This is a genomic window from Mesorhizobium sp. B2-4-15 (genome assembly GCF_006658505.1).
Taxonomy (GTDB): domain Bacteria; phylum Pseudomonadota; class Alphaproteobacteria; order Rhizobiales; family Rhizobiaceae; genus Mesorhizobium.
This window is the reverse complement of record NZ_VFUZ01000005.1, coordinates 196,012-221,741: the sequence shown is the minus strand read 5'-3', so window position 1 is coordinate 221,741 and position 25,730 is coordinate 196,012. Positions and strand designations below refer to the sequence as shown.

At 63.1% G+C, this 25,730-nt stretch carries 23 protein-coding genes, 1 pseudogene and 1 riboswitch; of the genes and pseudogenes, 6 read left to right on the top strand and 18 right to left on the bottom strand.

All coding sequences use genetic code 11. From position 1 onward, the window contains the following. The first annotated feature begins 203 nt into the window (after nt 1-203). Nucleotides 204-839 (top strand): alpha-ketoglutarate-dependent dioxygenase AlkB, encoded by a 636-nt coding sequence (locus FJ930_RS08815; protein ID WP_141836844.1) that lies wholly within the window; start codon nt 204-206, stop codon nt 837-839. Nucleotides 840-915: 76 nt separating this feature from the next. After that, the gene (locus tag FJ930_RS08810; protein ID WP_141836842.1) at nt 916-2,139 is read left to right on the top strand and encodes a glycosyltransferase family 87 protein; all 1,224 of its coding nucleotides are present in this window, start codon (nt 916-918) and stop codon (nt 2,137-2,139) included. A 6-nt stretch (nt 2,140-2,145) separates the two neighbouring features. On the opposite strand, the gene FJ930_RS08805 is transcribed toward FJ930_RS08810, so the two are convergent. The 8 genes and pseudogenes from FJ930_RS08805 to FJ930_RS08770 all read right to left on the bottom strand — a co-directional run bounded on the left by FJ930_RS08805 (nt 2,146) and on the right by FJ930_RS08770 (nt 10,620). Continuing rightward, nucleotides 2,146-3,579, bottom strand: coding sequence for a hypothetical protein (locus FJ930_RS08805; protein ID WP_141836840.1), 1,434 nt, complete (start codon nt 3,577-3,579; stop codon nt 2,146-2,148). 345 nt (nt 3,580-3,924) lie between these two features. Next, complete coding sequence (locus FJ930_RS08800) at nt 3,925-5,364, bottom strand: nucleotidyltransferase family protein (RefSeq protein WP_246676841.1); 1,440 nt, start codon at nt 5,362-5,364, stop codon at nt 3,925-3,927. After that, nucleotides 5,364-6,041: a glycosyltransferase family A protein gene (locus FJ930_RS08795; protein ID WP_141836922.1), complete on the bottom strand. Its 678-nt coding sequence runs from the start codon at nt 6,039-6,041 to the stop codon at nt 5,364-5,366. Before FJ930_RS08795 ends, FJ930_RS08800 begins: the two co-directional genes overlap by 1 nt. Next, nucleotides 6,041-6,703 (bottom strand): annotated as a pseudogene (locus FJ930_RS08790) (glycosyltransferase); the annotation flags it as partial. The gene FJ930_RS08795 and the pseudogene FJ930_RS08790, both read right to left, overlap by 1 nt. Beyond that, nucleotides 6,678-7,631, bottom strand: coding sequence for a serine kinase (locus FJ930_RS08785; RefSeq protein ID WP_246676840.1), 954 nt, complete (start codon nt 7,629-7,631; stop codon nt 6,678-6,680). The pseudogene FJ930_RS08790 and the gene FJ930_RS08785, both read right to left, overlap by 26 nt. A gap of 46 nt (nt 7,632-7,677) precedes the next feature. After that, the gene (locus tag FJ930_RS08780; RefSeq protein ID WP_141836835.1) at nt 7,678-8,106 is read right to left on the bottom strand and encodes a PqqD family peptide modification chaperone; all 429 of its coding nucleotides are present in this window, start codon (nt 8,104-8,106) and stop codon (nt 7,678-7,680) included. A 145-nt stretch (nt 8,107-8,251) separates the two neighbouring features. Further along, on the bottom strand, nt 8,252-9,352 hold the full coding sequence (locus FJ930_RS08775; protein WP_141836833.1) for a hybrid-cluster NAD(P)-dependent oxidoreductase: 1,101 nt from the start codon (nt 9,350-9,352) through the stop codon (nt 8,252-8,254). Nucleotides 9,353-9,372: 20 nt separating this feature from the next. Continuing rightward, a complete protein-coding gene (locus FJ930_RS08770; RefSeq protein WP_140744329.1) occupies nt 9,373-10,620 on the bottom strand; it encodes an aromatic ring-hydroxylating dioxygenase subunit alpha in 1,248 nt (415 codons plus the stop codon). Nucleotides 10,621-10,735: 115 nt separating this feature from the next. After that, a riboswitch (cobalamin riboswitch) is annotated at nt 10,736-10,937 on the bottom strand. Between the two features lie 493 nt (nt 10,938-11,430). On the opposite strand from FJ930_RS08770, the gene FJ930_RS08765 reads away from it, so the two are divergent. The 3 genes from FJ930_RS08765 to FJ930_RS08755 all read left to right on the top strand — a co-directional run bounded on the left by FJ930_RS08765 (nt 11,431) and on the right by FJ930_RS08755 (nt 12,210). Further along, a complete protein-coding gene (locus FJ930_RS08765) occupies nt 11,431-11,628 on the top strand; it encodes a DUF680 domain-containing protein (RefSeq protein ID WP_140744330.1) in 198 nt (65 codons plus the stop codon). Nucleotides 11,629-11,701: 73 nt separating this feature from the next. Continuing rightward, on the top strand, nt 11,702-11,908 hold the full coding sequence (locus FJ930_RS08760) for a DUF680 domain-containing protein (RefSeq protein WP_140744331.1): 207 nt from the start codon (nt 11,702-11,704) through the stop codon (nt 11,906-11,908). 62 nt (nt 11,909-11,970) lie between these two features. Beyond that, nucleotides 11,971-12,210 carry a DUF680 domain-containing protein gene (locus FJ930_RS08755; protein ID WP_141836831.1) on the top strand — a complete coding sequence of 80 codons (240 nt, stop codon included), beginning with the start codon at nt 11,971-11,973 and terminating at the stop codon, nt 12,208-12,210. A gap of 70 nt (nt 12,211-12,280) precedes the next feature. On the opposite strand, the gene ugpC is transcribed toward FJ930_RS08755, so the two are convergent. The 5 genes from ugpC to FJ930_RS08730 form a co-directional block, all read right to left on the bottom strand. Beyond that, nucleotides 12,281-13,393: a sn-glycerol-3-phosphate ABC transporter ATP-binding protein UgpC gene (ugpC, locus tag FJ930_RS08750; protein WP_141836829.1), complete on the bottom strand. Its 1,113-nt coding sequence runs from the start codon at nt 13,391-13,393 to the stop codon at nt 12,281-12,283. Between the two features lie 24 nt (nt 13,394-13,417). Further along, nucleotides 13,418-15,082 (bottom strand): alpha-glucosidase family protein, encoded by a 1,665-nt coding sequence (locus tag FJ930_RS08745; protein ID WP_141836827.1) that lies wholly within the window; start codon nt 15,080-15,082, stop codon nt 13,418-13,420. Between the two features lie 4 nt (nt 15,083-15,086). Then, nucleotides 15,087-16,241, bottom strand: a complete 1,155-nt coding sequence (locus FJ930_RS08740) for a carbohydrate ABC transporter permease (RefSeq protein ID WP_141836825.1) — start codon at nt 16,239-16,241, stop codon at nt 15,087-15,089. Between the two features lies 1 nt (nt 16,242). Continuing rightward, nucleotides 16,243-17,256, bottom strand: coding sequence for a sugar ABC transporter permease (locus FJ930_RS08735; RefSeq protein ID WP_141836823.1), 1,014 nt, complete (start codon nt 17,254-17,256; stop codon nt 16,243-16,245). 176 nt (nt 17,257-17,432) lie between these two features. Next, entirely contained in the window at nt 17,433-18,788 is a 1,356-nt protein-coding gene (locus FJ930_RS08730) for an ABC transporter substrate-binding protein (protein WP_141836821.1), read from the bottom strand. A 363-nt stretch (nt 18,789-19,151) separates the two neighbouring features. Here FJ930_RS08730 and FJ930_RS08725 point away from each other — a divergent pair, with 363 nt between their 5' ends. Next, nucleotides 19,152-20,174: a substrate-binding domain-containing protein gene (locus FJ930_RS08725; RefSeq protein WP_141836819.1), complete on the top strand. Its 1,023-nt coding sequence runs from the start codon at nt 19,152-19,154 to the stop codon at nt 20,172-20,174. Between the two features lie 18 nt (nt 20,175-20,192). Here the strand turns inward: FJ930_RS08725 and FJ930_RS08720 are convergent, their stop codons facing one another. From FJ930_RS08720 to FJ930_RS08700, 5 genes are all read right to left on the bottom strand, one after another. Then, a complete protein-coding gene (locus tag FJ930_RS08720) occupies nt 20,193-21,587 on the bottom strand; it encodes a S8 family serine peptidase (RefSeq protein WP_141836817.1) in 1,395 nt (464 codons plus the stop codon). 139 nt (nt 21,588-21,726) lie between these two features. Then, nucleotides 21,727-22,395: an anti-sigma factor gene (locus FJ930_RS08715; protein WP_141836815.1), complete on the bottom strand. Its 669-nt coding sequence runs from the start codon at nt 22,393-22,395 to the stop codon at nt 21,727-21,729. Continuing rightward, entirely contained in the window at nt 22,392-22,958 is a 567-nt protein-coding gene (locus FJ930_RS08710) for a sigma-70 family RNA polymerase sigma factor (protein ID WP_095201022.1), read from the bottom strand. The genes FJ930_RS08715 and FJ930_RS08710 overlap by 4 nt, the downstream gene beginning before the upstream one ends. A gap of 259 nt (nt 22,959-23,217) precedes the next feature. Beyond that, a complete protein-coding gene (locus tag FJ930_RS08705; RefSeq protein WP_141836812.1) occupies nt 23,218-24,057 on the bottom strand; it encodes an alkaline phosphatase family protein in 840 nt (279 codons plus the stop codon). An 83-nt stretch (nt 24,058-24,140) separates the two neighbouring features. Next, entirely contained in the window at nt 24,141-25,727 is a 1,587-nt protein-coding gene (locus FJ930_RS08700; RefSeq protein ID WP_141836810.1) for an ABC transporter substrate-binding protein, read from the bottom strand. Between the last annotated feature and the right edge of the window lie 3 nt (nt 25,728-25,730).

The window sequence follows — 25,730 nt, the reverse complement described above, 5'->3', positions numbered from 1 at the left end:
CGAAGCGGTGAAATCGAAGGCGCCTGGCTGTTGGTTGCCGTGCCGATGCCTCTTCCGCTTATCCCCTGCAAGTGTCTATCCCCGCGCCTGCATTCGAATTGTTGCCGAAATACCCGCAGCCCGTCACGTGACGCTTTCGGGTCGCCGTTCGCGTTTGATAGTGGCATGTTGTGGCGATCCACCACCGCCATGCGAGGCAACCCATGCTCGTTCTGCCCAAGGGCGTCCGCCACATGCCGGCCTATCTGCCGCGCACCGCCCAGGAGGCGCTGGTCGAGGATGTCAGACGCATCGTCCAGCAGGCGCCGTTGTTCGTGCCGGCCATGCCGCGCACCGGCAAGGAAATGAGCGTGCGCATGACCAATTGCGGCCCGCTCGGCTGGGTCACCGACAAGGAACGCGGCTACCGCTACCAGCCGACGCATCCGGTGACCGGACAGCCGTGGCCGCCGATCCCCGAAGGTCTGCTTGGTCTCTGGCGGCAGGTATCGGGTTATCCCAATCCGCCGGAGGCTTGTCTGGTGAATTTCTATGCACCGGACGCCAACATGGGCCTGCATCAGGACCGCGACGAGGCTGATTTCTCAGCACCCGTCGTCTCCGTCTCGCTGGGTGACGACTGCCTGTTCAGGGTCGGCCAGACGACGCGCGACGGCGCCACCAAATCGTTCAGGCTGAAGAGCGGCGACGTCGTCGTGCTTGGCGGCGAGGGCCGCCTCGCCTTCCACGGCGTCGACCGCATCTATCCTTCAACCTCGGCTCTGCTCAAAAACGGCGGCAGGATCAATCTGACGCTGCGCCGGGTGACGAAGCCGGAAGGGGGCGCCGCCCATATATAAGCCGATCTTAACCCCCGGGCATTATTCGGGCATTATTAAGGCAGCCAAGGTCGTGGATGCACGGAATATGATCGCAATGGCACCGGTCAATCAGACTGCCCCCAACCGGTCCGATGCCCGTTTCGCGGCACTTGTGTTGTGCGCCGGGATACTGATCGGGCTGCGCTATCATGTGGGATTGTGGACGTCAGACGAGCGTGGCCTGTCCGTGGTCAGCCACGGGATGCCCTATTGGGACTTTACAAACCTGTGGGCGGGTGGACGCATGGCGCTTGATGGGCATGTCGCGTTGCTGTTCGACATGGACAGCTATCGCGCAAGTCTGCGGCAGTTGTTTTCGCCCGACCTTCCAAATCAGGAGTGGAGCTATCCGCCCAGCATCCTGATTTTCGGCGCGCCGCTTGCTCTGCTGCCGATCTTTTCAGCCTACTTCGTCTGGACGTTCGGCACCCTCTTTTGCCTCTGGCTGGCCGTACGGCCGCTGAAACTTGGCGCGCTTGCCGAAGTGGCCCTCCTTGTCTGTCCGGCCGTGCTGATCAATGCGGCCTTCGGCCAAAACGGCGCCTTGACGACGGCCTTGCTCGTTGGCGGATTGGCGGCGGCGCCGAAGCGGCCGATCCTGGCCGGGCTGCTGTTCGGGTTGCTGACGGTCAAGCCGCATCTTGGCCTTCTGGTCCCGTTCTGTCTGTTGGCCAGCGGCAGTTGGCGCGCCATCGGTGCTGCCGTACTGTCATCGGCGGCGCTGTTCCTGTTCACCGGAGCCTCGCTCGGATTCGATGTCTGGCGACTGTTCTGGACCGAAACCCGCCCCTTGATGACGGCGATACTGGAAGCGCCTTATCCGCAGCCCTATCAGTCCAATGCGGCAACCATGTTCTTCCTGGCTCGTGCATCTGGTTTGGGACTGGCCGCGGCTTATGCTTTGCAAGCCATTGCCACGGTTGCGGCGATCGCAGCAGCCATCTGGGTCTGGTTGCCGTGGCGGCAGGTCGAGCATCGCGAACGGGTCGTGCTCACCGCCGTGCTGGCGACGCTGGCGACGCCTTACGGCTACAGCTACGACACGATCGGTCTGGCCGTTGCCGTCGCCTATATATTCGCGACGCGCAACACCATGCCCAGGATTTTTCTGGCGCTGATCTGGCTCTATCCGGGCATCGCCCATCTGATAAACAATGCCGGGCTTGGCATCGGCGTGATGGTGCCGTTGTCACTGTCGGCATGGATGCTTGCCAACATCGTTGCCCGCGAGCACAGAGCCCCGGTTGCGGCTACCGACATGCCGTCGCCGGAAGCTTGATTGTGTCTATTGGCGCGCTTTGATGTCGGCGCGGATGAGCACGGTCACCGATCCGTTCTGAAGCAGCGCGCGGTAACCCTCCAGCGCCTTGGCGATCGTGACATTGTCCCTCAAGGGCGTTGGCGCACGCGGCTCTGCCGTTCCGTCGTCTACCACGATGTCCGGTCGCTTGGCAGCAAGTTCGCGGGCAATCGCCAGAATATATTCCTGACGCAGGGTCTCCAGATCCAACCGCTGGGCAGGATCCTGCGCCAACTGGATAAGGATCCCGGCATCATTGACCATCCAGGCGGAAGGATTGCGTGCCACGACACGGGCGCCGACCATCCGGGCGAGCGGGTTGCCAGCCTGCAGCTGCGAACCGATTGACATGAAAGTTGGATGATCAGTGACGCGGCTGACGGCGACCGCCGCTGCGTCAAGATCACTGCGTGGCTGGGCAAACGCCAGACTTTGTTGCGCCACGATCAACTTGACGATCGAAAACAAGCCAAGCAAGGCGCCAGTCTTGGCTAGTGCAGGCAGGCTTTGCAGCGGTTTCAACCGGATAGACTGAAGCATCAGTGCCAGGACGCCGAATGTCAGGAACGGCAGCGCCTGATAGGTCCACCCTTTGCCCATGATGACGAAGGCGGGGACGTAGGCCGCTCCGGCCAGAAGCAGTATTTTCGCATCGCGATGGAGACGACCGGGATAGACCATGACCAGCGTTGCCGCCGCCATGGCCGCGAACATCGTGACAGGCCATAGCATCAGCATGCCGAGCACCGGCATGCGCAACGGCAGATAGACCTGGCGCAGCAAGGGCAGCACTTCTGTAAAGAAGGGCTGCATGAAAACGGCGAGCGCAATCAGGTAGACGACGGTCAAAGTGCCGCCGACCATATTTTCCGTCGTCAAAAGCGGGTGGAGTGAGCGTCGCTGCAGCGCAATGACCATGGCCGGCACAGCCAGCGAGAGCACACTGTAGGGTGGTTTGATCATGACGAAGATACCGGCGCCCACACCGGCTCCGAACCGCTCGGCGACGCTGCCTGCACGAAAATCCGCCGCGCGGTCGCGCGCCGAAAGCAATGCCAGCCAGGGCAGCAAGGCAATGACGGCAATCTGCTCGCGTTGGCCGAAATCCGGCGGGAACAGGAACAGCACGACAAACACCGCCGCTGGAATGATCCAGACGCATTGTTTCAGCGGTTTTTCGCCCCCCCGCACTAGAACGCGCGCGGAACAGTAGACAGAAGTTATCGCGAACGCGGCTAGGCCCACGCTCACCCAAATCTCCGCTGCAAGCCCGGTCAGCCGTTCCATGACAAGGAAGGGCAAATAAAGCCAGGTTGAAAAAGGTGGGTTGCCCTCGGCGATATCGGCATAAAGCCGCTCGTCGCCCAGGACGCGCTCGCCAACCGTCAGCAGCCACGATACGTCGACATTGCTCGGCACGACGACGAGTGACACGGCGATCGTATAGGCAACGACCAACAGCGTCGCGGCAACCGGCGCGCCGAGACGAAACACGGCCCGGCGAGGCTTCAAGTCTGCCGGCTTGACGGGAGCAACAAGCGGCGAGTCCATGCCAACAGCCTTCATCACCAGAACAGTTGGTCTCTAGCAGATCAGCAGTTAAAGGCGTTCTAACCGGTCGGCTGAGCACAGCCTGCCCGCCAGCCAGGAAGAAAAAGAGGAGGATTAGGGTTTCCGGAAGCCGGAATGAACGGCCCGTATCAGCCTCTGGCCCATCCCCGATGCCAGACGCGGCTCAAGACAGGGGCGAAAACGTCGCCGAGATCAGCTGGAAAGGCAGCGCGCCATAGGCCGCGACGGTCGCCTCATCACCCCATTGGCGGAACTGCGGGAGGGGCGCGCCTCCAGCGTCAAGGCATCCCTCTTGCCGTCAAGCGTCACCTTGCCGCGAAAATGCAGCACCCGTTCCCGGCCGGACCGGCTGATGGCCATGGCGCGCAGGCGGGCGACATGGTGGTCATCGGCATTGATCTCCATCTCGATGCGGCGCCGGACCGGTGGCACGCTGATCCTGACCGTGATGGCCAGCATCATGTTCCCCGTCGTGCGCGGACAAGGTATGAATTCCGAGAACACCGGCAGCGCCGCCTTTTCGGCCGGCTCACCGCGGGCTGCCCTGCCGCGCCAGGCCTTGGCTGGCGGCTCCTGCCGCAGCCGGCCGTGCTTGCGCCGCAGCCGCAACTGCTTGGCAAGGCCGCGCGACAGCCAGACCAGCCGGCCGAAATCGGTCCGCGGCTTGGCCTGCAGCATCGCCGACCAGCGCGAAAGGCCGGTGCGGTCGGCCATCTGCAGCACGCGCGCCAGCACGCTGTCCGGCACTGCGACGCCTGTTTCAAGCGCGAGGTAGGAGAGCGCCACCGCCGCGGCAACGGCAAGCCCACGCCTGGCGACGACATCGAGGAGCACGTCCCAGGCGACATCGCCGCCGCGAATGGCCACCACGCAGTCGACCAGCCAGTCGCTGTGCGTATGGGCGTCGAGCCCGCCATGCGCGATGGCAAGCGCGATGCGGTCGGCAGCCGAGGGCACCAGCACGCCGATGTCGCTGAACGCGGCCACGACAGCCCGTTGCCATATGGCCAGATCGTCTTCTTGGCTTTGCTGCGAACCATCATAGCCAAGCTGGTGCAGGTCGATGTCGCCCAGATTGCCCTTGAAGAAGTTCATGGAGCGCAGCGACGCCAGCCTCGTCCTCAGATATTGCGGGCTGACACCGGTAGCGATCTGCCAGTCGCCGTCGCGCAGCACGTCGAAGGCCGTTTGCATGTCGTGGGGCCGCACCAGTATGTCGATGTCGTGCGCCACACGGCCGCGTTGCGCCGAGGCGTTCAAGGCAGTCCGGCTGGCGCCCTTGATCAGCATCACCCGGCATCCGGCATCCACCATCGCCTTCAGCGCCGGCTCGGCTTCCCGCATGGCCATGCGGGATTTGGTCCACAGCATCTTCTGCAGGCCGACGAGCCGCGGATAGGCGGCGTGGCCGGCCAGCTTCCTGCCGAACCTGTCGGAGATCGCGGCCAGCAGCCGGTGCTCGCGGAAGGAGACGAGATCGATATCGTTCTCGTCCAGCCAGCGCGCGGCGCAAGCAGCAGCGGCATCCTCGTCGGGAAGCAGCGCTGCCTTGAGCAATTGGTCGAGCCCGCCGGTCGGCCACGACCAGCCATAATCAGGGAAGCGTCGGTCGATACCGCGGATATTCGCCATCAGCCCGGACCGGCCTTGTTGAGGGCCCGCCGCAGCATGGCGAGCCGCGCCACTTCCAGATAGCCGCGGTCGCGGGCCGCGTCGCGCCCATAGGACAGGCTGCCCGGTCTGATGCGGCGCAGCGCCAGCACCTCGTCCATCATATCGAGGGCAAAGCCGGCCTCGCGTGCCCGGGCGATCCAGTCGATCATTTCGCCACGGCCGCCAGGCGGGTCGATGACCGGCCCGACGGTCTCGGCGACCTCGCGTCGGATCAGCATGGTCGAGCGCGACCAGCCAGGCACGGCGGCTGCTTCGGGCGCGTCGGGCAGGTCGTTGCGGAAGTTCCGCAAATGGCAGAAGACACCCGATGTCGCGGGAGAGCTCTCGAGATACGCGAGCTGTCTTTCGATCTTGCTCGGCAGCCACAGATCGTCGGCATCGAGGGACGCGACGAATGGCGTCGTCAGCGCCGCCATGCCTCGGGTCGTGGCGCTGCCGGGCCCGGCATTCTCCTGCCGCAGCAGGCGCACCGGCGTGCCGAGCGCATCGATCACGCCGGCAAGATCATCGGTCGAACCATCGTCGACGACGACGACCAGTTCCGGGCGAACCGTCTGGGCGGCGACGGAGCGCAGCGTCTCGGCAATCGTGCCGCTCGCGTTGAATGCCGGAATGACGACGCCGTATCCGCCCATCACATCAAATGCCAGTCAGCGAGATCCTTGAGTTCGAAGATACCTTCGATTCGACGCAGGGTCGGATCTGCCTTGCGGCGGTTCATCGACTTATAGATGGCGCGCATGAATTCACGGGACTGGACGTCGGTCTGTCGGGTCATGTTGCCGGGATGGCGTCTGTAGTAGAGGGCCACGGTCTCCGGCATGACATATCTTGGTCCGCTTTCAAACGTGCGCAGCAGGTAGTCGGTATCCTCTGCCTGATTGAACGCTTCGTCGAAGACACCGATACGCTCGACAAGCCGGCGCGTGAAGATCGCCGCCGACAGGTGGATGCCGCGAACCGTGATGCTGCGGCTGTCGTCGGTGGGCTCGAGGCTCTCGTCGTCGATCTTGTCGACCAGCATCATCCTTGAATAGGTGAGATCCAGATCAGGGTCCTTGCGGAAGAATTCGACATCGGCGGCAAAGCGTCCGACCGGCGAAATATCATCCGAATCGAGAAAAGAGACCAGTTCGGTCTCTTGGCCGAGCAGCCTCAGTCCGGTGTTACGCGTCCGGGTCACACCCATGTTGGGTTGTTGAAACAGACGAATGCATGGGCTTTCTCCCATTATCGAGCGCACCGCTTCTGCCGATCCGTCCGTCGAGCCATCATCGATGACGATGATGTCGAGATCGCCGCTCGCCCGGCATCTGCGCTATGCCGGACGGCGCCAATGCAATCATGGCGTCCCTGCGCGACACCGGCATGATCGAACTTGCTCCGCCACCGCTGATATGTGGCACCACCAGCGCGACGATGTCCAGCTTCGAGGGTACCGGACGGGGCGCGATGTCGCCAATGTGAAACGTGTGCTTGCCCTGCCAGTTGAGGGGACTTTCCGCCCTCAGCCGCTGCTTCAGCCCCAGCCGCGCGAACCCTGCTGGATCCTGCTTCAGCGTTGAAAACAGCGGCCGCGCGGTCACGCCGCCGGCGGGGTCGATCAGCACATAATCATCGCCGACGCTGTCGAGCCCGTTTATGAGGCCGGCAGCGACGGTGCCGGATTTGCCGGCGCCGCCCGCGCCGGCCAAAAGCACGCCCTTGCCGTCGGCACCGAGCGTGCCGGCATGGGTCAGCCGCATGCCGCGCGCCGCGTATTCCCAATGCAGGAATGCCCGTAGCGGCGCCCCCGGCTCCCAGGGCGGAAAGGCGTCGGCAGACGCCATCAATTGCACGCCAATGCGGTGTTGCGGGCCGTAGACCTGCCAGAAGTCCAGATCGTGAAAATAGTGGCCGCGCAGCCCCGCCTCGGCGAGCCGCTCGGCAAAACCATATTCGGTGAAATGCGCGTCGCCCCATTGTGCCGGCTCAGGAATGCCGGCGATGCCGGGATGAACGACAAAGATGCGACATGCCGACGGTTCCGTCCGGTCGTCATCGGCGGCCTCCACGAAGGCGTGGCCAAGGGCATCCGCAAGCACACCGGGGCCGATATGCGCGGTCAGCTCCAGCCGGGGCAGGCGGACCTTCTTCGTGGCTGGATGGTGCGCGGCCGCGTCTTCGGCGGCGGCGATGAGATACCGGGCGTAATCCGGCAGGGTTTCGAGCGTCACGCGCGGCATCCAGCGCCTCTGTCAGCATGCAAGCGGCCAGGATGCAAACGGCTCGTCAGGATGCCTGCTTGACAACAGGCCAGCCGAGAGGTTCCTCGACCTCGTGGATGGGATCCACGATGATCAGGTCGGCAAGGTCGTCGTGGACGCTCACATTGAGCGGCTCGCTCGTGGCGGCAAGCCCGGCGAGCAACTCGTCCGGCAGTGGCTGCGTCGCTGCTTCCAAAGGCACCAGCAATCCCAGTTCGAGCAAGTGCGATATGAAGTCGTCAAGTTCAGCCGGGCCTATTGTCGAGCCGCCAGCGGCCAGCCCGATCAGGGCCTGGGCGTCGACCCCTGACGAGAGCGCCTGCCAGACCCTGCTGCCGGAATCGGAGAAGCCGAAATACTTGCCATTCGCAAGGTTGAGCACCACGGCCTCGCCATCGAAGGATTCGAAGACGATATCCCGGCTCGCAACCGCATAAGCACTGGAATCACGCATCGTTGTTGCCCCGCTCCGCAATTCCACCTGCCGGCAGGATTGCTTCGACCTACAACGGCTGTAAACGCTCGGTTTATTCTTGGCAAGGCAATCAGGGCCGGCAAGGCACCCACTATTTCCCGGATCGGTTGAGGCCTTGAACCGATTACGCCTCGATTTCCAACGCCGACAGCGGCTTGGAGCAACAGGCCAGGATGAAGCCGTCATCGATCTCATGATCGAGGATGCCGCCATTGTGGCTCATCTCGACATCGCCGGAGACTTTCTTGACCTTGCAGGTTCCACACAGGCCGAATTCGCAGGCCGCGGGTATCCGCACGCCCGAGGCGCGCGCCGTCTGCAGCACGGTCTGGCCGGCGACACATTCGGCATCGACGTCCGAAAGCGCGAAGCGGATCGCTGTCGCGGCGTCGACGGGAACAGGGGCGCCGTCCTGTGCGGGCGACGCGAACGGCGCCGGGATTTCCTCCACCACCGGCGCGGCGAAGCTCTCCTGGTGGTATTTCGTCATGTCGAAGCCGGCGGCTTCCAGCATGCCGCGCACGGCCCGCATGAAAGGGTCGGGACCGCAGCAGAATATCTCGCGTTCGCGGAAATCGGGCGCCAGCAGCGGCAGCCTTATGGCATCGATACGGCCCATATGGCCGTACCAGCCCTCACGGCTTGAGCGCTCCTCGATCATGAAGCCGAGCGACAGGCCGGGCATATGGCCGCCGAGCAGTTCGAGTTCCTTGCGGAAGATGATCTCTTCGGGGCGCCGCGCGCAGTTGACGAAGCCGACATCGGTCCATGGCGCGCAGTCGTTCAGCCAGCGCAGCATCGACATCATCGGCGTCACGCCCGAGCCGGCCGAGATGAACAGATATTTTGCCGCCGGATGGCTGTGCAGCGAGAAATCGCCGGCCGGCCCATAGGCCTTGACGTGCGATCCGGGCCTCAGATTGTCGAACATCCAGCGCGTACCGATGCTGCCGGCTTGCGCCTTCACCGTCACGGCGATCGAGAACGGCCTCGATGGCGACGATGACAATGTATAGGTGCGCATCAGCGGCCCGTCGGCTGTCGGCAGTTCCAGCGTCACGAACTGGCCCGGCTTGTAGCGGAACCAGGTCTGGTTGTCGGAGCGGAAGGTGAAGGTCTTGACGTCGGGAGACTCGTCGCTGACGCCGGTCACTTCCAGCACCTGGAGCCTGTCGTTCCATGGCGCCATCTGGTCGAGATGGCGGTAAAGGCCAAGATCAGTCATCGCGTTCATCCCTTGGCCTCTCAGGCGACACTGCGGAGCGCTGGTCGACCATCCTCGGCGAGGCGCGGACCAATGAAGCGCGCATACCAGTCGACGAACTGGATCACGCCGCCCTCATGCAGCTCCGAATACGGGCCTGGTTCGTAGGCCGGCGACAGAATGCCGAAGGCGTTTTCCTCGACGATACGGCGATCCTGATCGTTGGTCTCGGTCCACACATGGATGAGTTCGGCGAGATCGTAATCGACGCCCTCGACCGCATCCTTATGTACCAGCCATTTCGTCGTCACCGCGGTTTCCGTGGCACTGATCGGCAGCACGCGGAAGGTGACGGCATGGTCGATCAGGATATGGTTCCAGGTCGTCGGATAGTGATAGTGCATCAGGGTGCCGATGCGGTCGGCCGAGACGCTATCGGAGAGGTTCTTCTTCACCGCCCGCTTGCCGTTCATCGTGTAGCTGACCGCATCGCGCAGCAGCGGCGCGCGGGTGGCGCGATATTGCCCGGCCGGGTCGATACGGAACTTGCTCGCCAGGCCCGCCGCCTCGCATTTCGCCCAGTGCGCCAGCATTTCCGGATCGCTGTCGGCGCCCTGTACACCGGTCACGGTCGGCGCCTCCGGGAAGGTCTTGCAAAGCTCCGGATGGTTGCCGGCGCAATGGTAGCACTCGCGGTTGTTTTCCCAGACCAGCTTCCAGTTGCCCTTCTCGATGATGGTGCTCTCGAAGGCGATCCTTGCTTCGCTCAGCCGGTGCGGCTTGAGATAGGGTTCGATCATCGCCCGCATCGGTGCGAAGTCGGCGGGCTCCTTGGCCAGGCAGATGAAGATGTAGCCGGCCACGCTCTCGCAGGCGACCGGCTTCAGGCCGAACTGGCTTTTGTCGAAGCCGTCGGCCATCTGGCGGGCGAACAGCAGGCGGCCGTCGAGCTCGTAGGTCCACTGGTGATAGGGGCAGACCAGTTTGGCGGCCAAGCCCTTGTCGGTGTTGCAGACGCGGCTGCCGCGATGGCGGCAGGAGTTGTGGAAGGCATTGATCTTGCCCTGCTGGTCGCGCACCAGCACGACCGGATAGTCGCCGATCTGCACGGTGATGAAGCTTCCCGGCTTCGGCAATTCGCAATCATGGCCGATGAACAGCCAGTCGCGATACCAGATCAGCTCCATGTCGAGCTTGAAGTAGTCCGGGTCGGTGTAGAAGGGCTGTTCCAGCGAAAAGCCCTCTCTGCGGCTGTTCAAGAGCCTCAGCATATCGATGCGCACATCCATGTCCTGTCCTCGCATTCAAGGACTGAACCGGAGGGGAAGAGAGGAAGGATGGGACGCAGGCCGGTAAAAGCGCCGGACATGCACTATCCGCCCCTTGACCGCCCGCCGCGATCAGTCGAGTTCAAATATCTCGGGCTGGTTTCCGGGCTCTGGAGTGTCCTTGCGGACTGTCGCGACACCTTCCCAGGCTTTCGCCCAGTGGTCTCCCGTTGCGACTTGAACTCCACCACCGTTGCGGGGGCAGCGCCGGACTTTGACCGGCTTCCCAATTCTCCGCCCCGTCGTCACGAAGCGGCACCTGAGATGACATGATCTAACCACGACAGCGCTTGCGACATCGGCATGAAAGCGACATCGCATCCATGTGGCGCGACACGCATGCGCAACGAGCTGGTCGCGAACAGCGACAGCGAGAATCATGGCGGTGACGGCGCGCCGGGCGCCGGGAGTCGGCCCCGATTGGGAGCAAAAAAGGGTTACGGTTTCGAAAAGTGACTATTAGCAGATTCTAAAATCGAACCGAACGGTTCGTTTCTGTTGACTGTGCGTGCAGGACGGTGTGAACGCTGAGCCTCCGATACAGTCGGTGATGGCGGCGCCGATTTTAATTAACACTTTGATATTGCATGGAAAAAAATCTTATGTGGGGGATCTTGGTACAATTTCAAGTGGTGGATTCATGGTCCACGTTGAACATCTTCGTGATTGGAAACGGCTAGCTGGCTCTCCCACATCGGGGTCGTCCGAACGACGCGATTTAATCCCAAGACACGCCGCTAGACGGACGGAAAAATACTGGAGTACCAAAAAATGAAAAAGATTGTCCTCACTGCCGCCGCCTTTCTGGCCATTTCCGGCAGCGCCTTCGCTGGTAGCGACAACTATGGTTCGAAGGCCCCCGCGGCCACCGCTGTCGACAGCTCCTACACCGCTTCGGTCAAGAAGTCGGAACCGGCTGCCCAGACGCCCATCCACGGTTCTGACCGCAACCTGTTCGGTAACAACTAACAGTCGATCTCCAGCAGGCGGCGGGTTTTGACTCGCCGTCCTGGCGACACTCGAAGAATTCAGGAGACTTGAAATGAAGAAGATCGCTCTTGCTGCCGTCGCCATTCTGGCCATTTCCGGCAGCGCTTTCGCCGGCAGTGACAATTATGGCTCGAATGGCGCCAGCCAGCCGGCCGCCACGTCCACCGACACCTCATATACCGCTTCGATCAAGAAGTCCGAACCGGCGGCTCAGACGCCCACGCACGGTGCTGACCGCAACCTGTTCGGCAACAACTAACTTTCCGACATCAGGCGGCGGCAAGCCCGCCGCCTGAGTTGGAATATACCGGAGTACCCGAAATGAAAAAGATTGTTCTTACCGCCGCCGCTCTTCTGATTGCCGCCGGCAGCGCCTATGCGGCCAACGACAATGTCGGCGGCACCGACATCAACAAGCAGACGACGACCGCCAACGTAGACGCTTCGCATACCGGCTCGATCCGCAACGAAGAGTCGCCTGTCTACAAACTGCTCAATTCGTCGGGTGACGTCCAGAAGTCCACCCCACAGGGCAGCGACCGGAACCTCTTCGGCCGTTAATAGCTGATGTGGAATACAAAAAGAGCCGCAGACCGATGCCCGCGGCTCTTTTTCATCACCAGAACCTGTTTCAGGCCGCCTTTGCCTCTATCTCGTGAAGCGCGAAGGAGCGGCCGTCCGCGTCGAAGATATGAAGGTCGCCGGCATCGGCGGTCAGCCGCAGCGTCGAGCCGCGCTTGACCTCGACATTGCCAGGCAGCTTGGTCACCAGCGGCAGGTCGGCCCTGCCGATGTCGACATAGACCAGCTGGACCTCGCCGAGCTGTTCGACATAATCGACTGTCCCCTCGAACAGATAGTCCGTGCCGCTGGCGATCGCGAGATCTTCCGGCCGTACGCCGAAGCTTACCGCCGCTCCCTTCGCAGATGCCGGCGTTGCGATCGGCACTGTCGCCTTGCGGCCGCCGACATGGCTGATGACGGTCGGGCTGCCGGTCCTGTCGACGGTCGCCGGCAGGATGTTCATGGCCGGCGAGCCGATGAACTGGGCGACGAACAGATTGCCGGGCCTCTTGTAGAGTTCCATCGGCGTTCCGACCTGCTCGATATGGCCCTCCTTCAGCACCACGATACGGTCGGCCAGCGTCATCGCCTCGACCTGGTCGTGGGTGACGTAGATCATGGTCGTCTTGGGCATCGATTCCTTGAGCTTGGCGATCTCGATACGCGTGGCGACACGCAGCGCCGCGTCAAGGTTCGACAGCGGCTCGTCGAACAGGAACACTTTCGGATTGCGCACGATGGCGCGGCCGATGGCGACGCGCTGACGCTGACCGCCCGACATCGCCTTGGGCAGACGGTCGAGATATTTGGTCAGCTGCAGGATTTCCGCAGCCTGGCGCACGCGCTTGTCGATCTCGGCCTTGCTTTCCTTGCCGATCTTCATCGAGAACGCCATGTTGTCGTAGACGGTCATGTGCGGATAGAGCGCGTAGGACTGGAACACCATGGCGATGCCCCGCTTCGACGGCGGCACGTCGTTCACCACCTCGCCGTCGATCTTGAGCTCACCCGAGGTGATCTCCTCCAGCCCGGCGATGGAACGCAGCAAGGTCGACTTGCCGCAGCCCGACGGGCCGACGAAGACGATGAATTCGCCCGATTTTATGTCGAGGTCGATGCCGTGGAGAATGTTGAGATTGCCGTAGGACTTCTTCACCTGTCTCAGCGTGACATCGGCCATGATTTTCTCCCAGTGATTTGAAATTCAGTCTGTGCGCCCGAACCAGGCGCCGTAGCCGCCGAGGCGGATGGTGCCTGTGTCCGCCTTCCCGGAAAATCCGTGTCCCGGCAAAGGTTGCAGCGATCCGCCGCCAAGGTCAACCTCGGCCGGCTTGGCGCTCAGATTGAAGACACAGACGATCTGCTCATTGCCGGCCCGGCGCGTGAAGGCGATGGTGTCGCCCTGGCTTTCGATGAAATTGATATCGCCCTTGGCCAGCGCCGGATGGGCACGACGGAAGGCGAGAAAGCGCCGGTAGTGCTCGAGCAGTGACGTGTCGTCGCCCTGCTGCACATTGACCGCCTGCGACAGATGCTTGGCCGGCACCGGCAGCCAGGGCTTTGCCTGGGAGAATCCGCCGTTCTTGGCGCTGCCGTCCCACACCATGGGCGTGCGGCAGCCGTCGCGACCCTTGAATTCCGGCCAGAAGCGGATGCCATAGGGATCCTGCAGATCCTCGAAGCGCAGATCGGCCTCGCCGAGCCCCAGCTCTTCGCCCTGGTAGATGCAGACCGAGCCGCGCAGCGACATCAGCAATGCCGAAATGACCTTGAGATAGGCGATCGGGTCAGCCTCATTGGCGGCCCAGCGCGAGGCCGGGCGCATCACGTCATGGTTGGAAAACGCCCAGCACGACCAGCCGTCGCTGGCGACCTTGCCGAAGGCTTCCAGTACCGAGCGGACCTTGGCGGCGCTGATCTTTTCAGGCGCCAGGAAGTCGAAGGAATAGCACATGTGCACGCGCTTGCCGCCAGCGGTGTAGGCCGCGACCACTTCCAGCCCGCGCTGCGAATCGCCGACTTCGCCGACAGCGGCGGTTGCCGGATATTCGTCGAGCAAGGCGCGGAAGCGCTCGAGGAAACCGAGGTTTTCCGGACGGCTCTTGTCGTAGATATGGTCCTGGTAATTGTAGGGATTGACCGCCGGCGCGGTCTGGTCGTTTCGCTCCTCGGGCGGCAGCGGCGGATTGTTCTCCAGCCCCTGGCTGTGGAAATAGAAATTGATGGTGTCGAGACGGAAGCCGTCGACGCCGCGCTCCAGCCAGAAGCGGGTGACGTCGAGCAGCGCGTCCTGGACCTCATGGTTGTGGAAGTTGAGATCCGGCTGCTCGGCGAGGAAGTTGTGCAGGTAGTATTGCTGGCGGCTGGTGTCCCACTGCCAGGCCGATCCGCCGAAGATCGACAGCCAGTTGTTGGGTGGCGTGCCGTCGGGTCTGGCGTCCGCCCAGACATACCAGTCCGCCTTGGAGTTGGTGCGGCTCGACCGGCTCTCCTTGAACCACGGGTGGATGTCGGCGGTGTGCGACAGCACCTCGTCGATCATCACCTTGAGCCCCAGCCGGTGCGCTTCCGCAACCAGCGCATCGAAATCGGCAAGCGTGCCGAACATCGGGTCGACGTCGCAATAGTCCGACACGTCGTAGCCGAAATCCTTCATCGGCGATTTGAAGAAGGGCGAAATCCATATGGCGTCCGCGCCAAGCGCGGCGATGTAGGGAAGGCGCCGCACTATGCCTTTCAGGTCGCCGATGCCGTCGCCGTCGGAGTCCTGATAGGAGCGCGGATAGATCTGGTAGATGACCGCGCCACGCCACCAGTCACGGTCGATGGCGGGATCTGGTCTCGAAGTCGCCTTCAAAGCCGATTGCATTGTCTCAACCTCCTTTCACCGAGCCGGCCAGCAGCCCGCGGACGAAATAGCGCTGCAAGGAGAAGAAGACGATCAGCGGCACGATGATGGTGATGAAGGCTGATGTCGTCAGGATCTCCCAATTGCCGCCGCGTGAGCCGAGCAGCGCATTGAGCTTGGCCGTCAGCACGATCTGGTCGGGCGCCGTACCGAGGAAAACCATCGCCACCAAGAGATCGTTCCATACCCACAGGAATTGGAAGATGGCGAACGAGGCAAGCACCGGGAAAGACAGCGGCAGCACGATCTTGACGAAGATCTCGAAGTCGCTGGCGCCGTCGATGCGCGCCGATTCCATGATCTCACGCGGCAGGCCGGCAATGTAGCTGCGCAACAGGTAGATGGCGAAGGGCAGGCCGAAGCCGGTGTGCGCCAGCCAGATGCCGAGATAGGTCTTAGACGGTACGCCGAAGAAAGTGCCGACGCCGTTGTAGAGCCTGAGCAGTGGAATGAGCGACATCTGCAGGGGGACTACTAGCAGGCCAATGATGACCGCGATCAAAAGCGCGCGGCCGGGAAAGCGCATCCACGCCAGCGCATAGGCCGCGAAAGCCGCGATCAGGATCGGGATAACCGTCGCCGGGATGGTGACCGTCAGCGAGTTCATGAAGGAGCGGCCGATGCCTTCCGAGAACAGCACGGTCTGATAGTTGTCGGTGGTGAATTTCGGTGGCGCCGAGGAGGCGAAATAGATGCGCTGGCCGCGATCGCCTTCGAACGCCTTGGGCGAGGCAAGCACGAAACTGCCGTCGGCGTTGACCTGCAGGGTCACGCCGTCGCCGAGGTCCGCTGGCGTGCCGGCCGGATACTGTGTCGGCGCGGCGGCCTTGACACCGAAGGCGCTGATCGCGCGCTTGGCGCCATCGCCGAAGATGTTGCCTTCGATGACGTATTTGCCGTCCTTCTGGGTCTGCGTCGAGGCGGCCGGCAATCGTCCGGCCTCGGTCTGGCTCGAACTGGCAAAGGAATTCCACCAGCCCGAAGCGACGATCTGATCCTTGTCGCGCAGCGACGAGACGAGGATGCCGAGCGTGGGGATGGTCCAGATCACGACGAAGACCAGCACCGCGATGTGGACGCCGAAACGGCCGACAAAGGGCTTTCCGGTGGTGACGGCCATCTCAGTGCCCTCCCGTCTCTTTGTTGGCCTGACGGATGTTCCAGATCATGATCGGAATGACCGCGATCATGATGATGATGGCGATCGTGGCACCGCGGCCGAAATCGCCGCCGCCGCGGAACATCCAGTCGAACATCAGATTGGCCAGCACCTGGCTGTTCCATTGGCCGTTGGTCATGGTCAGCACGATGTCGAACACTTTCAGCACCAGGATGGTGATTGTGGTCCACACCACCGCGATGGTGCCCCAGATCTGCGGCACCATGATCTTCCAGAAGATCTGGAACGGGTTGGCGCCGTCGATGACCGCGGCCTCCAGCGTTTCTTCCGGAATGCCGCGCAGCGCCGAGGACAGGATAACCATGGCGAAGCCGGTCTGGATCCAGATCAGGATGATCATCAGGAAGAAATTGTTCCAGAAGGGCAGCGATATCCACACCTGTGGCTGGCCGCCGAAATGCTGGATGACGGCGTTAAGCAGGCCGATCTGGATTTGGCCTTCACCACGATATTCGTAGATGAACTTCCAGATCACGCTGGCGCCGACGAAGGAGATGGCCAGCGGCAGGAAGATCAGGCTCTTGGCAATCGTGCCCCACCAGATCTTGTCGGTCAGCACGGCGATGATCAGGCCAAGGAAGGTGCAGGCCGCCGGCACCACCGCCAGCCACAGGATGTTGTTCAGGATCGAGTTTCGCAGATCCTGATCGCGCAACGCCCATTCATAGTTGGCGAGCCCTACGAAACTGGTGCCGCCACGGTCGAAGACGGAGAGCCACAGCGTCGCGATCACCGGATAGATCAGGTAGATGGTCAGGATGATCAGAGCCGGGCCGACGAACAGCCAGGGCCGCACCAACCCCTGCCGGCGCAGATTGTTGACGGCAGCCGTGCCGGAGACCCCGCGCGAGGGGAAGATCAGGTCGAGCAGTTTGTTGGCGCCCCAGAAATAGGCGACACAGCCGCCGACGCCGACGATGATGACAAATATGGCCGAGAAGATCTGAGTCGCCATGGGTCCCTCTCCCTGCGCATGATCGGCCAGGCAGTGCTGGCGACCGGATGCACCGACTTTCAGTTGTTCGGAACAATCGAAACGCTAAGGCATCCGGTGTGCGGCGCCGGTCGGACCCGGGCCGTAGCCCGGATCCAGCAGGAGGATGTGGAAGGCTCAGGTCGCGTCGGAGCGGCCTACTTGATTGCGTCCCAGCTCTTCTGGACATCGGTGGCGACGTCCTGCGCGGACTTGCCCCCGACCAGGTCGATCATGCCGGTCCAGAAGGAGCCCGCGCCGATCTTGCCGGGCATGAGGTCGGAGCCGTCGAACCGCACCGTCGTCGCTCCGATCAGGATCTCGCCCTGTTTCTTAAGCGCCTCGCTGCCATAGGCGTCCTTGTTGGCCGCCTTGAAGGGGGTGACGAAGCTCTTCTGCGCCATCCACAATTCATGCGCGAGCGGCATCTGCAGGAACTTGATGAATTCGCGCGATGCCTTGGAATCCTTGGTGATCATCACCAGCGTTCCGGCCACTTCCAGCGGCGTGCCGAGTTCCGGCTTTGAGGCGAAAGGCGGATAGTAGAAGAAGTCCGCGTCCTGGCCGAGCTTTACGCCCTCCGGGAAGAAGGAGGGGATGAACGACGCCTGATGGTGCATGTAGCACTTCGGCGGTACGGTAAAGAGGCCCTTCGGGCTGTCACGGAAGTCGGTCGCGGCCACCGCCTTGGCACCGCCATCCACCATCTTGTCGTCGGTGGCGATCTTGCCGAAAATGTCGATGGCGCTGACCACAGCCGGATCGTTGAACGGGATCTCGTTCTTCACCCATTTGTCGTAGACTTCCGGCGGCTGCGTGCGCAGCATGATGTCCTCGACCCAGTCGGTCGCCGGCCAGCCGGTGGCGCCGCCGGAGCCAAGCCCGATGCACCAGGGCTTGCCGCCATCGGCGATGATCTTCTTTTCGAGGTCGGCGAGTTCCTCCTGCGTCTTAGGCACCTTGTAGCCGGCTTCCTGGAAATTGTCGGGCGAGTACCAGACCAGCCCCTTCACGTCGATCTTGTAGGGAAAGGCGTAGAAGCCGGACTTGCCGTCCTTGCCTGTGTAGGTGCCGAGCTTGGCCCAGGAGTCACCCGCGGCGTAATTCTCCTTGATCCAGGCGGCCACGTCGTCGCCCAGCGGGGTGAGCACGCCCTTGGAAGCGAGGTCCTGGATGAGGCCCGGCTGCGGCAGGACGGCGATGTTGGGCGGGCTGCCGGCCTGGGTGTCGATGACGATCTGCTGCTCATAGTTCTCGGACGAGGAATATTTGACCTCCGCGCCGGTGGCCTCCGAGAAATAATCGAGTACCGAACGGACAAGCGTCTCGTCCTCGCCACGCCATGGTCCGAAGATCGACAGGGTCTCACCCTTGAGATCGACTTTCTTGAGGCCTTCGTAATTCGCCCAGTGAAAACGCGGATCCTCGCCTGGCTTGAACTTCAGTTCGGCCTGCGCGGGCGCGTTAAGGGCAAGCGTGGCAAACGCTACACCCAGCAAAAGCATTTTCTTCATCGGTATTCCCTCCCAGTGGGTCACATACACCGGACGGAACCTCCATTCCGCCCGCCGACGCCGCAGGACTGTGACTCAGTCGCAAGGGAACCGCAACCTTTCGAAGAGTCTTCCAAAGCGCTTTGGCTATTTCAATCTCGCCATTGAATCGAACGGAAGTCAAGAGGGTCAGCAGGCTAATCGATTTAATTTCGCGCGTTCAGAAGACGAAAAGTGCGCCGCAGCATAGTTTTTTGGCGCTGCAGCAGCAACTTTTTGTTTCAAATTCACTCCTCGCGCGCTTATGGTCACCATCTCACGGCGGCGCCCTTGCGGCGCTTGGGTCGATTCAATTAAAAGCGCTTTGAGGCAAGGAGGCCTCTTGTGAACCTCAAGCAGCTCGCGCATATGCTGGCGCTCTCGCAGACCACGGTAAGCCGTGCGCTGAACGGCTATCCAGAGGTCAACGAGGAGACGCGCAGGCGCGTCATGGACGCGGCCAAGCGGCATGGCTATCGCCCGAATCCGAGCGCGCGTCGGCTGGCGACGGGCAAGTCGGGCATGATCGGCTACGTCTTGCCGACAGGTGCGGCCGTCGACATCGATCCGCACTTCGTCGAATTTCTCTCGGGCCTCGGCGATTATGCCCGCGCGCACGAACTCGACCTCGTATTGTCGCCGGCCGATGCCGACGACCAGGAGACGACCTACCGGCGTATCGTCGCCAACCGGCAGGTCGACGCCGTCTACATTTCCTCGCCATGGCCGGCCGACCGGCGCGTGGCGCTGGTCAACACGCTCGGCATTCCGTTCATCGTCCATGGCCGCAGCGAAGACTCCGGTTTCGACTATCCCTATCTCGACATCGACAATGAGGGCGCCTTCCACGAGGCGGCGCGCCTGCTTATCCAGCTCGGTCACCGGCGGTTGGCGCTGATCAATGGCGACGACCGCGAGACCTTCGCCATCCACCGCGAGCGCGGCGTGCGCCGCGCGCTCGCCGCGAGCGGGTTGACCCTGGGCGACCGCCATGTCTGTTCCGTCGTCATGACCGAGGAGAATGGCTATCGCGCCACCAGGCGCCTGCTCGAACAGGATGGCGCGCCCACCGCGATCGCCTGCTCCAGCCTGATCATGGCGCTGGGCGTCGTGCGTGCGGTGCGCGACCTCGGCCTGACCATCCCTGGCGACTTGTCGCTCATCGCTCATGACGACGTCTTTCCCTGGCTGAGGCCCGAAAATTTTTCCGTTCCGCTGTCGACGACGCGCTCCTCCATCCGTCTCGCCGGCGCGCGCGTCGCCGAGCGGCTGGCGGCGCGGATCTCGGGGCTGGAAGAAGGCGCGCGTGGCGAGGTCTGGCCGGTCGACCTGGTGGTCAGGGGATCGGTCGCCGGGGCGCCAGTCTAGACGGTTTTAGGTTAACGTTCATTCCTTAGCCGCCTCAGCTGCCTTGATGTCCAGCAGCCCGTAGCCGAAGTCGTTGTCGCGCCCCTTGGGGCCGAGATCTTTCGCCGTTGCTGCCAGCGCCTTCTCGATATCGTCGGCCGAGCGGTCAGGCGCGGCATGGATCAGGTTGGCGATGGCGCCGGTCACGATTGCCGCCGCGAAAGAGGTGCCGGTGACGACATCAGAACCGGCGCCGCTCGGCGCCACCATCTCGACGCCCGGCGCCGAGATGAAGACGTAGGCGCCGCGATTGGCCTGCGGCATCAGCGCGTCCCTGGCGTCGGTGGCGGTCACGGCGATGACGCCGTCGAAGGCCGCCGGATAGCCATAGGGCGCTTTCGGTCCATTATTGCCGGCGGCTGCGACCAGAACCATGCCGAGCGCCCGCGCATTGCCGCAGGCGGTGCCGAGCAGGTCGTTCTTCGGGCCGACGAAGCTCATATTGATGATGCTGACATTCTGCTCGGCAGCCCAGTCCAGGGCGGCCAGGATGACGTCCATGGTCGATTTGCCACCCTCGAAGGCGCGGGCATGATAGATCCTGGCGCCCGGCGCCATGCCCTCCAGCGCGCCGACACCGGCGATCAGCCCGTCGACCGAGGTGCCATGGTCGCGCTTTGCGATCGGCACATCGGGCATGGCATCGAATTGCGCGGCGATGACACCGGCCAGCGCCGGATTGGTGTCGTCGATGCCGGTATCGATGACCGCGACACGGACGTTCTCGCCGCTGGCCTGTTTGGAATCGAGCGCGATGCGGTCGAAGGCATAGTTGACGATGCCGGCCGCCTGCTGCAGCGAGTAGATGTGGTTGGGTTCGCGCCGCTGCGTGCGGCCGTCGGCGGCAAGCTGTGCCAGCACCACTCCGACGGGGCGGCCGTCGGGAATGCCGAAGCGCACCAGAGTGGCGCCGAGCAGGCGCGACTGGCGCTGCGAACGCACTTCAAGCCCGAAGGAGGCGGCAATCTGCTGCACTGCGGCGCCATCGCCATCGACCGTCACCAACACTTCGTCGGGCACGAATTCGCCGGCCACGGCGCGCGGCGGCTGAACGGCGATGAGGTCGGTCGGCGACACGATCGGGCCGCTCGGCGGCGGACCGGCCTGGTTGTTGGCAGGCGGCATCGCCGGTTCCGGCCGTGGTGCCGGCCCAGGCGCCAGCGCAGGCGCCGGGTTGGGAAACAGATCGACGATCAGGGCGGGAAGAAAGACCGCCTGACCAGGACCCGCGCCGCCGGCATTGTTCTTGGCGCCATTGCCATCCTTGGCGCAATCGGCGCCGGCCGCGTTGGCCCCGTTGCGACAGTCGATTTTCGTGCCGTCGGGATTGGTACCGTTGGTCTGCGCCGAGGCAGGCACGGCGGCGATTGTCATCGCCGCCGCCAGAGCAATTCCAGCAAAAGTGCGTAGCGGTTTTCCGTCCGGAATTGCGTAAAGGAAAGCAGACGGAGCGGGTTTACGTTTCGGTGAAACCGTGAACCGCTCCAGGATCGCCGCAAATCGAATGACCGCCTTAGCCGCCATCAGCCGGTTTCCTTCCCTCGATCACAGTCTCGATGAAAGGCTGGGCGGCAATAAGGCCGAGCTCCTTGCTGTAGTCGGCCGTGTTGGCTGCGGGAATGGCGAGCCGGAACACGCCGTCGGCGGTCGGCCCGCCGATGATCCTCAGCCCATTGCCACCGAGGAAACTGGAAACGTCGGACATTTTCGCATCCGGCTTGAACTTGACCAGCGCGAACGGCATCTTCGCCAGATCGTCCTCGGCGCCGGCAATCTCGAAATCCTTGCCCTTGCCGCCCGGCTGCACCAGCGACTGCACCACGATCAGCGCCAGCAGGACCGCTGCCGCCGCCCAGGCGACGCCGACGGGTACCGCCATGAAGCGGCCCCAGGCTTGCGCCAGCCAGGACGAGCCGGTCGGCATCCGCGCCGGTCCTGCCTCTGCGTCGAGCGCCTTGGCGAAGCGGCTGAGCGCGTCGGCGGGTGGGCGGATCGCTTCATTGGCGGCTGATGTACCCGAGAATTCGGCCTCGGCCTCGCCAAGGGCCGCCATCGCTGCGGGGTCGCTGGCCAGCCATTCCTCGACGGCTTCCAGTTCCGCGCCTTCCAGAGAGCCGTTCAGATAGAATGGCAGCAGCGCTTCCATTTCGTCGCGGCGCGACATCTTTTCAGCGGCGCTCATGGCCACCCCCTGTCGTAACCGGCGGCCTTGAGGGCCTCGCCGAGTTTCTTGCGGGCGTAGAACATCCGGGTCTTGACGGTCGCCACCGGGATGCCGAGCACCTCGCCGATCTCGGTCACCGACTGTCCGTGATAATAGGCGAGGTCGATCACCGTGCGGTGTTCTTCGGGCAAGGCGTCGATGAAACGCCGCAAGGCGGCGGCCTTGTCTTCCTTCATGGTGACGACTTCCGGCGTGTCGGCGCTGTCGGGCACTGCGGCTGCGGCCTCGTCGTCGATCCAGTCTTCCTTCTTCTTGCGCAGCAGCGACAGCGCCTTGAACCGAGCGATGCCGAGCAGCCACGTCGAGACTTCGGAACGTCCCTCGAAACCCGGCGCCTGGCGCCACAATTCAAGGAACACCTCGTTCGCGATATCGTCAGCCATCATTTCCGATCCCGTCTGGCGCGCCACGAAGCGGTAGACCCGCGCGTGATGACGCATGAACAGGAGCCGCACGGCGGCCCGGTCGCCCTTCGCGACCCGGTCGACAAGCGCGCGATCGGTCTCCGTCGCCGCCGTCATGGCCGGTCGAGCCGCCTGGCTCCTGCCTGCTCTGTCGCTGAACGGCCCAAAAAGGTTCATCCTCCGCCAAGGAATTCGCGGAGGCTAACCGAAGAGCGGGGAGGTTGCCAGAGTATCCCTTCTCCCCGTTCCACGGGGAGAAGGTGCCGGCAGGCGGATGAGGGGCAGCACGAGCGTTGGAGTGATCATATTCGACGTCTAGGCTGCCCTCACCCCGTATAGGGACGGGGAGAGGGGCGCCAACCTCACGGTTGCCCACTCACCCCAAAAACGGTTTCGCCTTCATCGTTGCAGGTATCGCCACACCCAGCCGGCTCAACACCGTCGGCGCCAGCTGCAACTGGTCGAGCAGTACATCTGCCTCCGGCCCTTTGCCCGCGCCGAAATAATACAGCGCGAAATCCTGCATCTCGTCATCACGGCCGCCATGATGGCCGCGATCCGTTTGACCGTGATCGGCGGTAACCATGACCTCGTAGCCGGCCGCGATCCAGCCCGGCAGGAAGGCCGCCAGCATGCCGTCCATGGCATAGCAGGCATGGTCCATCTCGTGGCAGTCATGGCCGAAACGGTGGCCCATCGAGTCCAGCGTGCAGGTGTGCAGGATGCCATAGTCGATGCCGTGGCGTTTGGTCAGCATGGTCAGCGTCGCGAACAGGTCGACGTCGCTCGGCGTCATCTGGTTGCGGGCGTTGTAGCCGGTCATTGTGTGGAAGCGGCCATGCGTGATCGGCCCGCCGGGCTCGTCATATTCCATGTCCTCGACAAGATCGAACGGATAGGACCGGAAGAATTCCGACCAGTAGGAGTGGGTGACCGCGCCGGTCTTGCCTCCGGCCTTGCTGACTTCGCAGAAGATGTCCGGCTGCTCGACCCGGAACCGGTTCTCGTTGGACAGGATACCGTGCACCTGCGGCGACACCCCGGTGTGGATAGAAGCGTAGCAACAGGCGGAGGTCGACGGCAGCACGGAACGCATTTTCCACACTTGCGCCTCGCCGGACTGCACCCAGCCTTCGAGATTGCCCATCAGCCGGCGCCAGTTCCGGTACGGCACGCCGTCGAGGACGATCAGCAAGAGTTTGGATTTGAGCGCCACGGGCTCCTCCATGCAATTGTCCGCGGAAAAGAGCGCGCCGCGTGTCGTTTGAACACGCGGCGCTGTTCAGTCTCAGGGAGATATCAGGCGTTCAGCCAGCACTCGCCAAGCGCATAGCCATCCATCATTTCGCCAATCGGGTTTTTCACCCAGCCGCTGATCTTGCTGGTCGCGGCCGCGTCGATGAACTGGTTGAAGAAGGGCACGATCAGGCCGCCTTCATCGCGCATCATCACCGCCATGTCGTGATAGATCGCCTTGCGCTTGTCCTGGTCGAGTTCGCCGCGCGCCGCAAACAGCATCTTGTCGAATTCCGGCCGCTTGAAGCGCGTGTCGTTCCAGTCGGCGGTCGACACATAGCCGGTGGAATACATCTGGTCCTGCGTCGGGCGTCCGCCCCAGTAGGAAAGCGAGAAGGGCTGCTTGTTCCAGACTTCCGACCAGTAGCCGTCGCCGGGCTCGCGCTTGATCTCGATCTTGATGCCCGCCTTGGCGCAGGACTGCTGGTAGAGCTGGGCGGCATCGACGGCGCCGGGGAAGGCGACGTCCGAGGTCCGCAGCAGGATGGAGCCGCTGTGGCCCGACTTCTTGTAGGCTGCCGCGGCCTTCTCCGGGTCGAACTTGCGCTGTTCGATGGCGGTAAACAGCGGATAGGCCTCGTTGATCGGGAAGTCGTTGCCGACCGAGCCGTAGCCGCGCAGGATCTTCTCCAGCATTTCGTCGCGGTCGATGGCGAGCTTCAGCGCCATCCTCAGATCATTGTTGTCGAACGGTGCCGTGTCGCAAAACATGTTGAACGGGTAGTAGCCCCGGCCCGACACGTTCTCGATGCTGACGCCGGGGATGCGCTTGACCAGGTCGACGACTTTCGGCTCGATACGGTTGATCATGTGGACCTGGCCGCCCTGCAGCGCCGCCAGCCTGGCCGTGGCGTCGTTGATGACGACGATCTCGATCTGGTCGGCATGGCCCGCCTTGTCGCCGCGCCAGTAATTGGCGAAGCGCTCGCCGCCATGGCGCACGCCTGGTTGGTTGACCGTGACCTTGTAAGGACCGGCGCTGATGCCGGCGTTGGGATTGTCCTTGCCGCCATTCGGCTGGATGACGAGGTGATAGTCGGCCATCAGATAGGGGAAATCGGCGTCGGCGTCGCCGAGCGTGACGATGACTTCCTTGCCGCTGGCCTTGATGCCCTTGATGTTCTTGAGGACGCCGAGCGCGCCCGACTTCGACTTCTCGTCGGCATGGCGCTCGAGCGTGGCGGCGACGTCTTCGGCGGCAACGGTCTTGCCATTATGGAATTCGATGCCGTCGCGCACCTTGATCGTCCAGGTCTTGGCGTCCTTGGACGCGCCGATCTCCTCGGCGATCAGGTGAGTCAGGCTGTTGTCCGGCATCAGCCGAACCAGATATTCGCCCCACTGCTTGCAAAAACTGTAGGTGACCTGGCTGAGGTTCAGCGCCGGATCGAGGCTGTTGGTCGATTCGCCGCCCTGCAGGCCGGCCTTGAGGATGCCGCCCTTGACCGGCGTCTGTGCGAAGGCTTTCCCGGCCAGCGTCGTTGCCAGCGCGGCCGATACGCCCAGTGCCGCGGTGCGGCCAAGGAAATCGCGACGCGATATCCGGCCCCGGCCGGCGAGTTCAGCGAGATGGTCGAGTTCAGTCTTCATGTC

What these genes read in the sequence shown, in the direction of transcription:
- FJ930_RS08810 (WP_141836842.1), top strand. Translation starts at nt 916, where the DNA reads ATGGCACCGGTCAATCAGACTGCCCCCAACCGGTCCGATGCCCGTTTC.
- FJ930_RS08735 (WP_141836823.1), bottom strand. Translation starts at nt 17,256, where the DNA reads ATGGCGACTCAGATCTTCTCGGCCATATTTGTCATCATCGTCGGCGTC.
- FJ930_RS08740 (WP_141836825.1), bottom strand. Translation starts at nt 16,241, where the DNA reads ATGGCCGTCACCACCGGAAAGCCCTTTGTCGGCCGTTTCGGCGTCCAC.
- FJ930_RS08760 (WP_140744331.1), top strand. Translation starts at nt 11,702, where the DNA reads ATGAAGAAGATCGCTCTTGCTGCCGTCGCCATTCTGGCCATTTCCGGC.
- FJ930_RS08710 (WP_095201022.1), bottom strand. Translation starts at nt 22,958, where the DNA reads ATGACGGCGGCGACGGAGACCGATCGCGCGCTTGTCGACCGGGTCGCG.
- FJ930_RS08765 (WP_140744330.1), top strand. Translation starts at nt 11,431, where the DNA reads ATGAAAAAGATTGTCCTCACTGCCGCCGCCTTTCTGGCCATTTCCGGC.
- FJ930_RS08755 (WP_141836831.1), top strand. Translation starts at nt 11,971, where the DNA reads ATGAAAAAGATTGTTCTTACCGCCGCCGCTCTTCTGATTGCCGCCGGC.
- FJ930_RS08745 (WP_141836827.1), bottom strand. Translation starts at nt 15,082, where the DNA reads ATGCAATCGGCTTTGAAGGCGACTTCGAGACCAGATCCCGCCATCGAC.
- FJ930_RS08715 (WP_141836815.1), bottom strand. Translation starts at nt 22,395, where the DNA reads ATGAGCGCCGCTGAAAAGATGTCGCGCCGCGACGAAATGGAAGCGCTG.
- ugpC (WP_141836829.1), bottom strand. Translation starts at nt 13,393, where the DNA reads ATGGCCGATGTCACGCTGAGACAGGTGAAGAAGTCCTACGGCAATCTC.
- FJ930_RS08720 (WP_141836817.1), bottom strand. Translation starts at nt 21,587, where the DNA reads ATGACAATCGCCGCCGTGCCTGCCTCGGCGCAGACCAACGGTACCAAT.
- FJ930_RS08780 (WP_141836835.1), bottom strand. Translation starts at nt 8,106, where the DNA reads ATGCGTGATTCCAGTGCTTATGCGGTTGCGAGCCGGGATATCGTCTTC.
- FJ930_RS08815 (WP_141836844.1), top strand. Translation starts at nt 204, where the DNA reads ATGCTCGTTCTGCCCAAGGGCGTCCGCCACATGCCGGCCTATCTGCCG.
- FJ930_RS08700 (WP_141836810.1), bottom strand. Translation starts at nt 25,727, where the DNA reads ATGAAGACTGAACTCGACCATCTCGCTGAACTCGCCGGCCGGGGCCGG.
- FJ930_RS08770 (WP_140744329.1), bottom strand. Translation starts at nt 10,620, where the DNA reads ATGGATGTGCGCATCGATATGCTGAGGCTCTTGAACAGCCGCAGAGAG.
- FJ930_RS08785 (WP_246676840.1), bottom strand. Translation starts at nt 7,631, where the DNA reads ATGCCGCGCGTGACGCTCGAAACCCTGCCGGATTACGCCCGGTATCTC.
- FJ930_RS08775 (WP_141836833.1), bottom strand. Translation starts at nt 9,352, where the DNA reads ATGACTGATCTTGGCCTTTACCGCCATCTCGACCAGATGGCGCCATGG.
- FJ930_RS08800 (WP_246676841.1), bottom strand. Translation starts at nt 5,364, where the DNA reads ATGGCGAATATCCGCGGTATCGACCGACGCTTCCCTGATTATGGCTGG.
- FJ930_RS08795 (WP_141836922.1), bottom strand. Translation starts at nt 6,041, where the DNA reads ATGGGCGGATACGGCGTCGTCATTCCGGCATTCAACGCGAGCGGCACG.
- FJ930_RS08730 (WP_141836821.1), bottom strand. Translation starts at nt 18,788, where the DNA reads ATGAAGAAAATGCTTTTGCTGGGTGTAGCGTTTGCCACGCTTGCCCTT.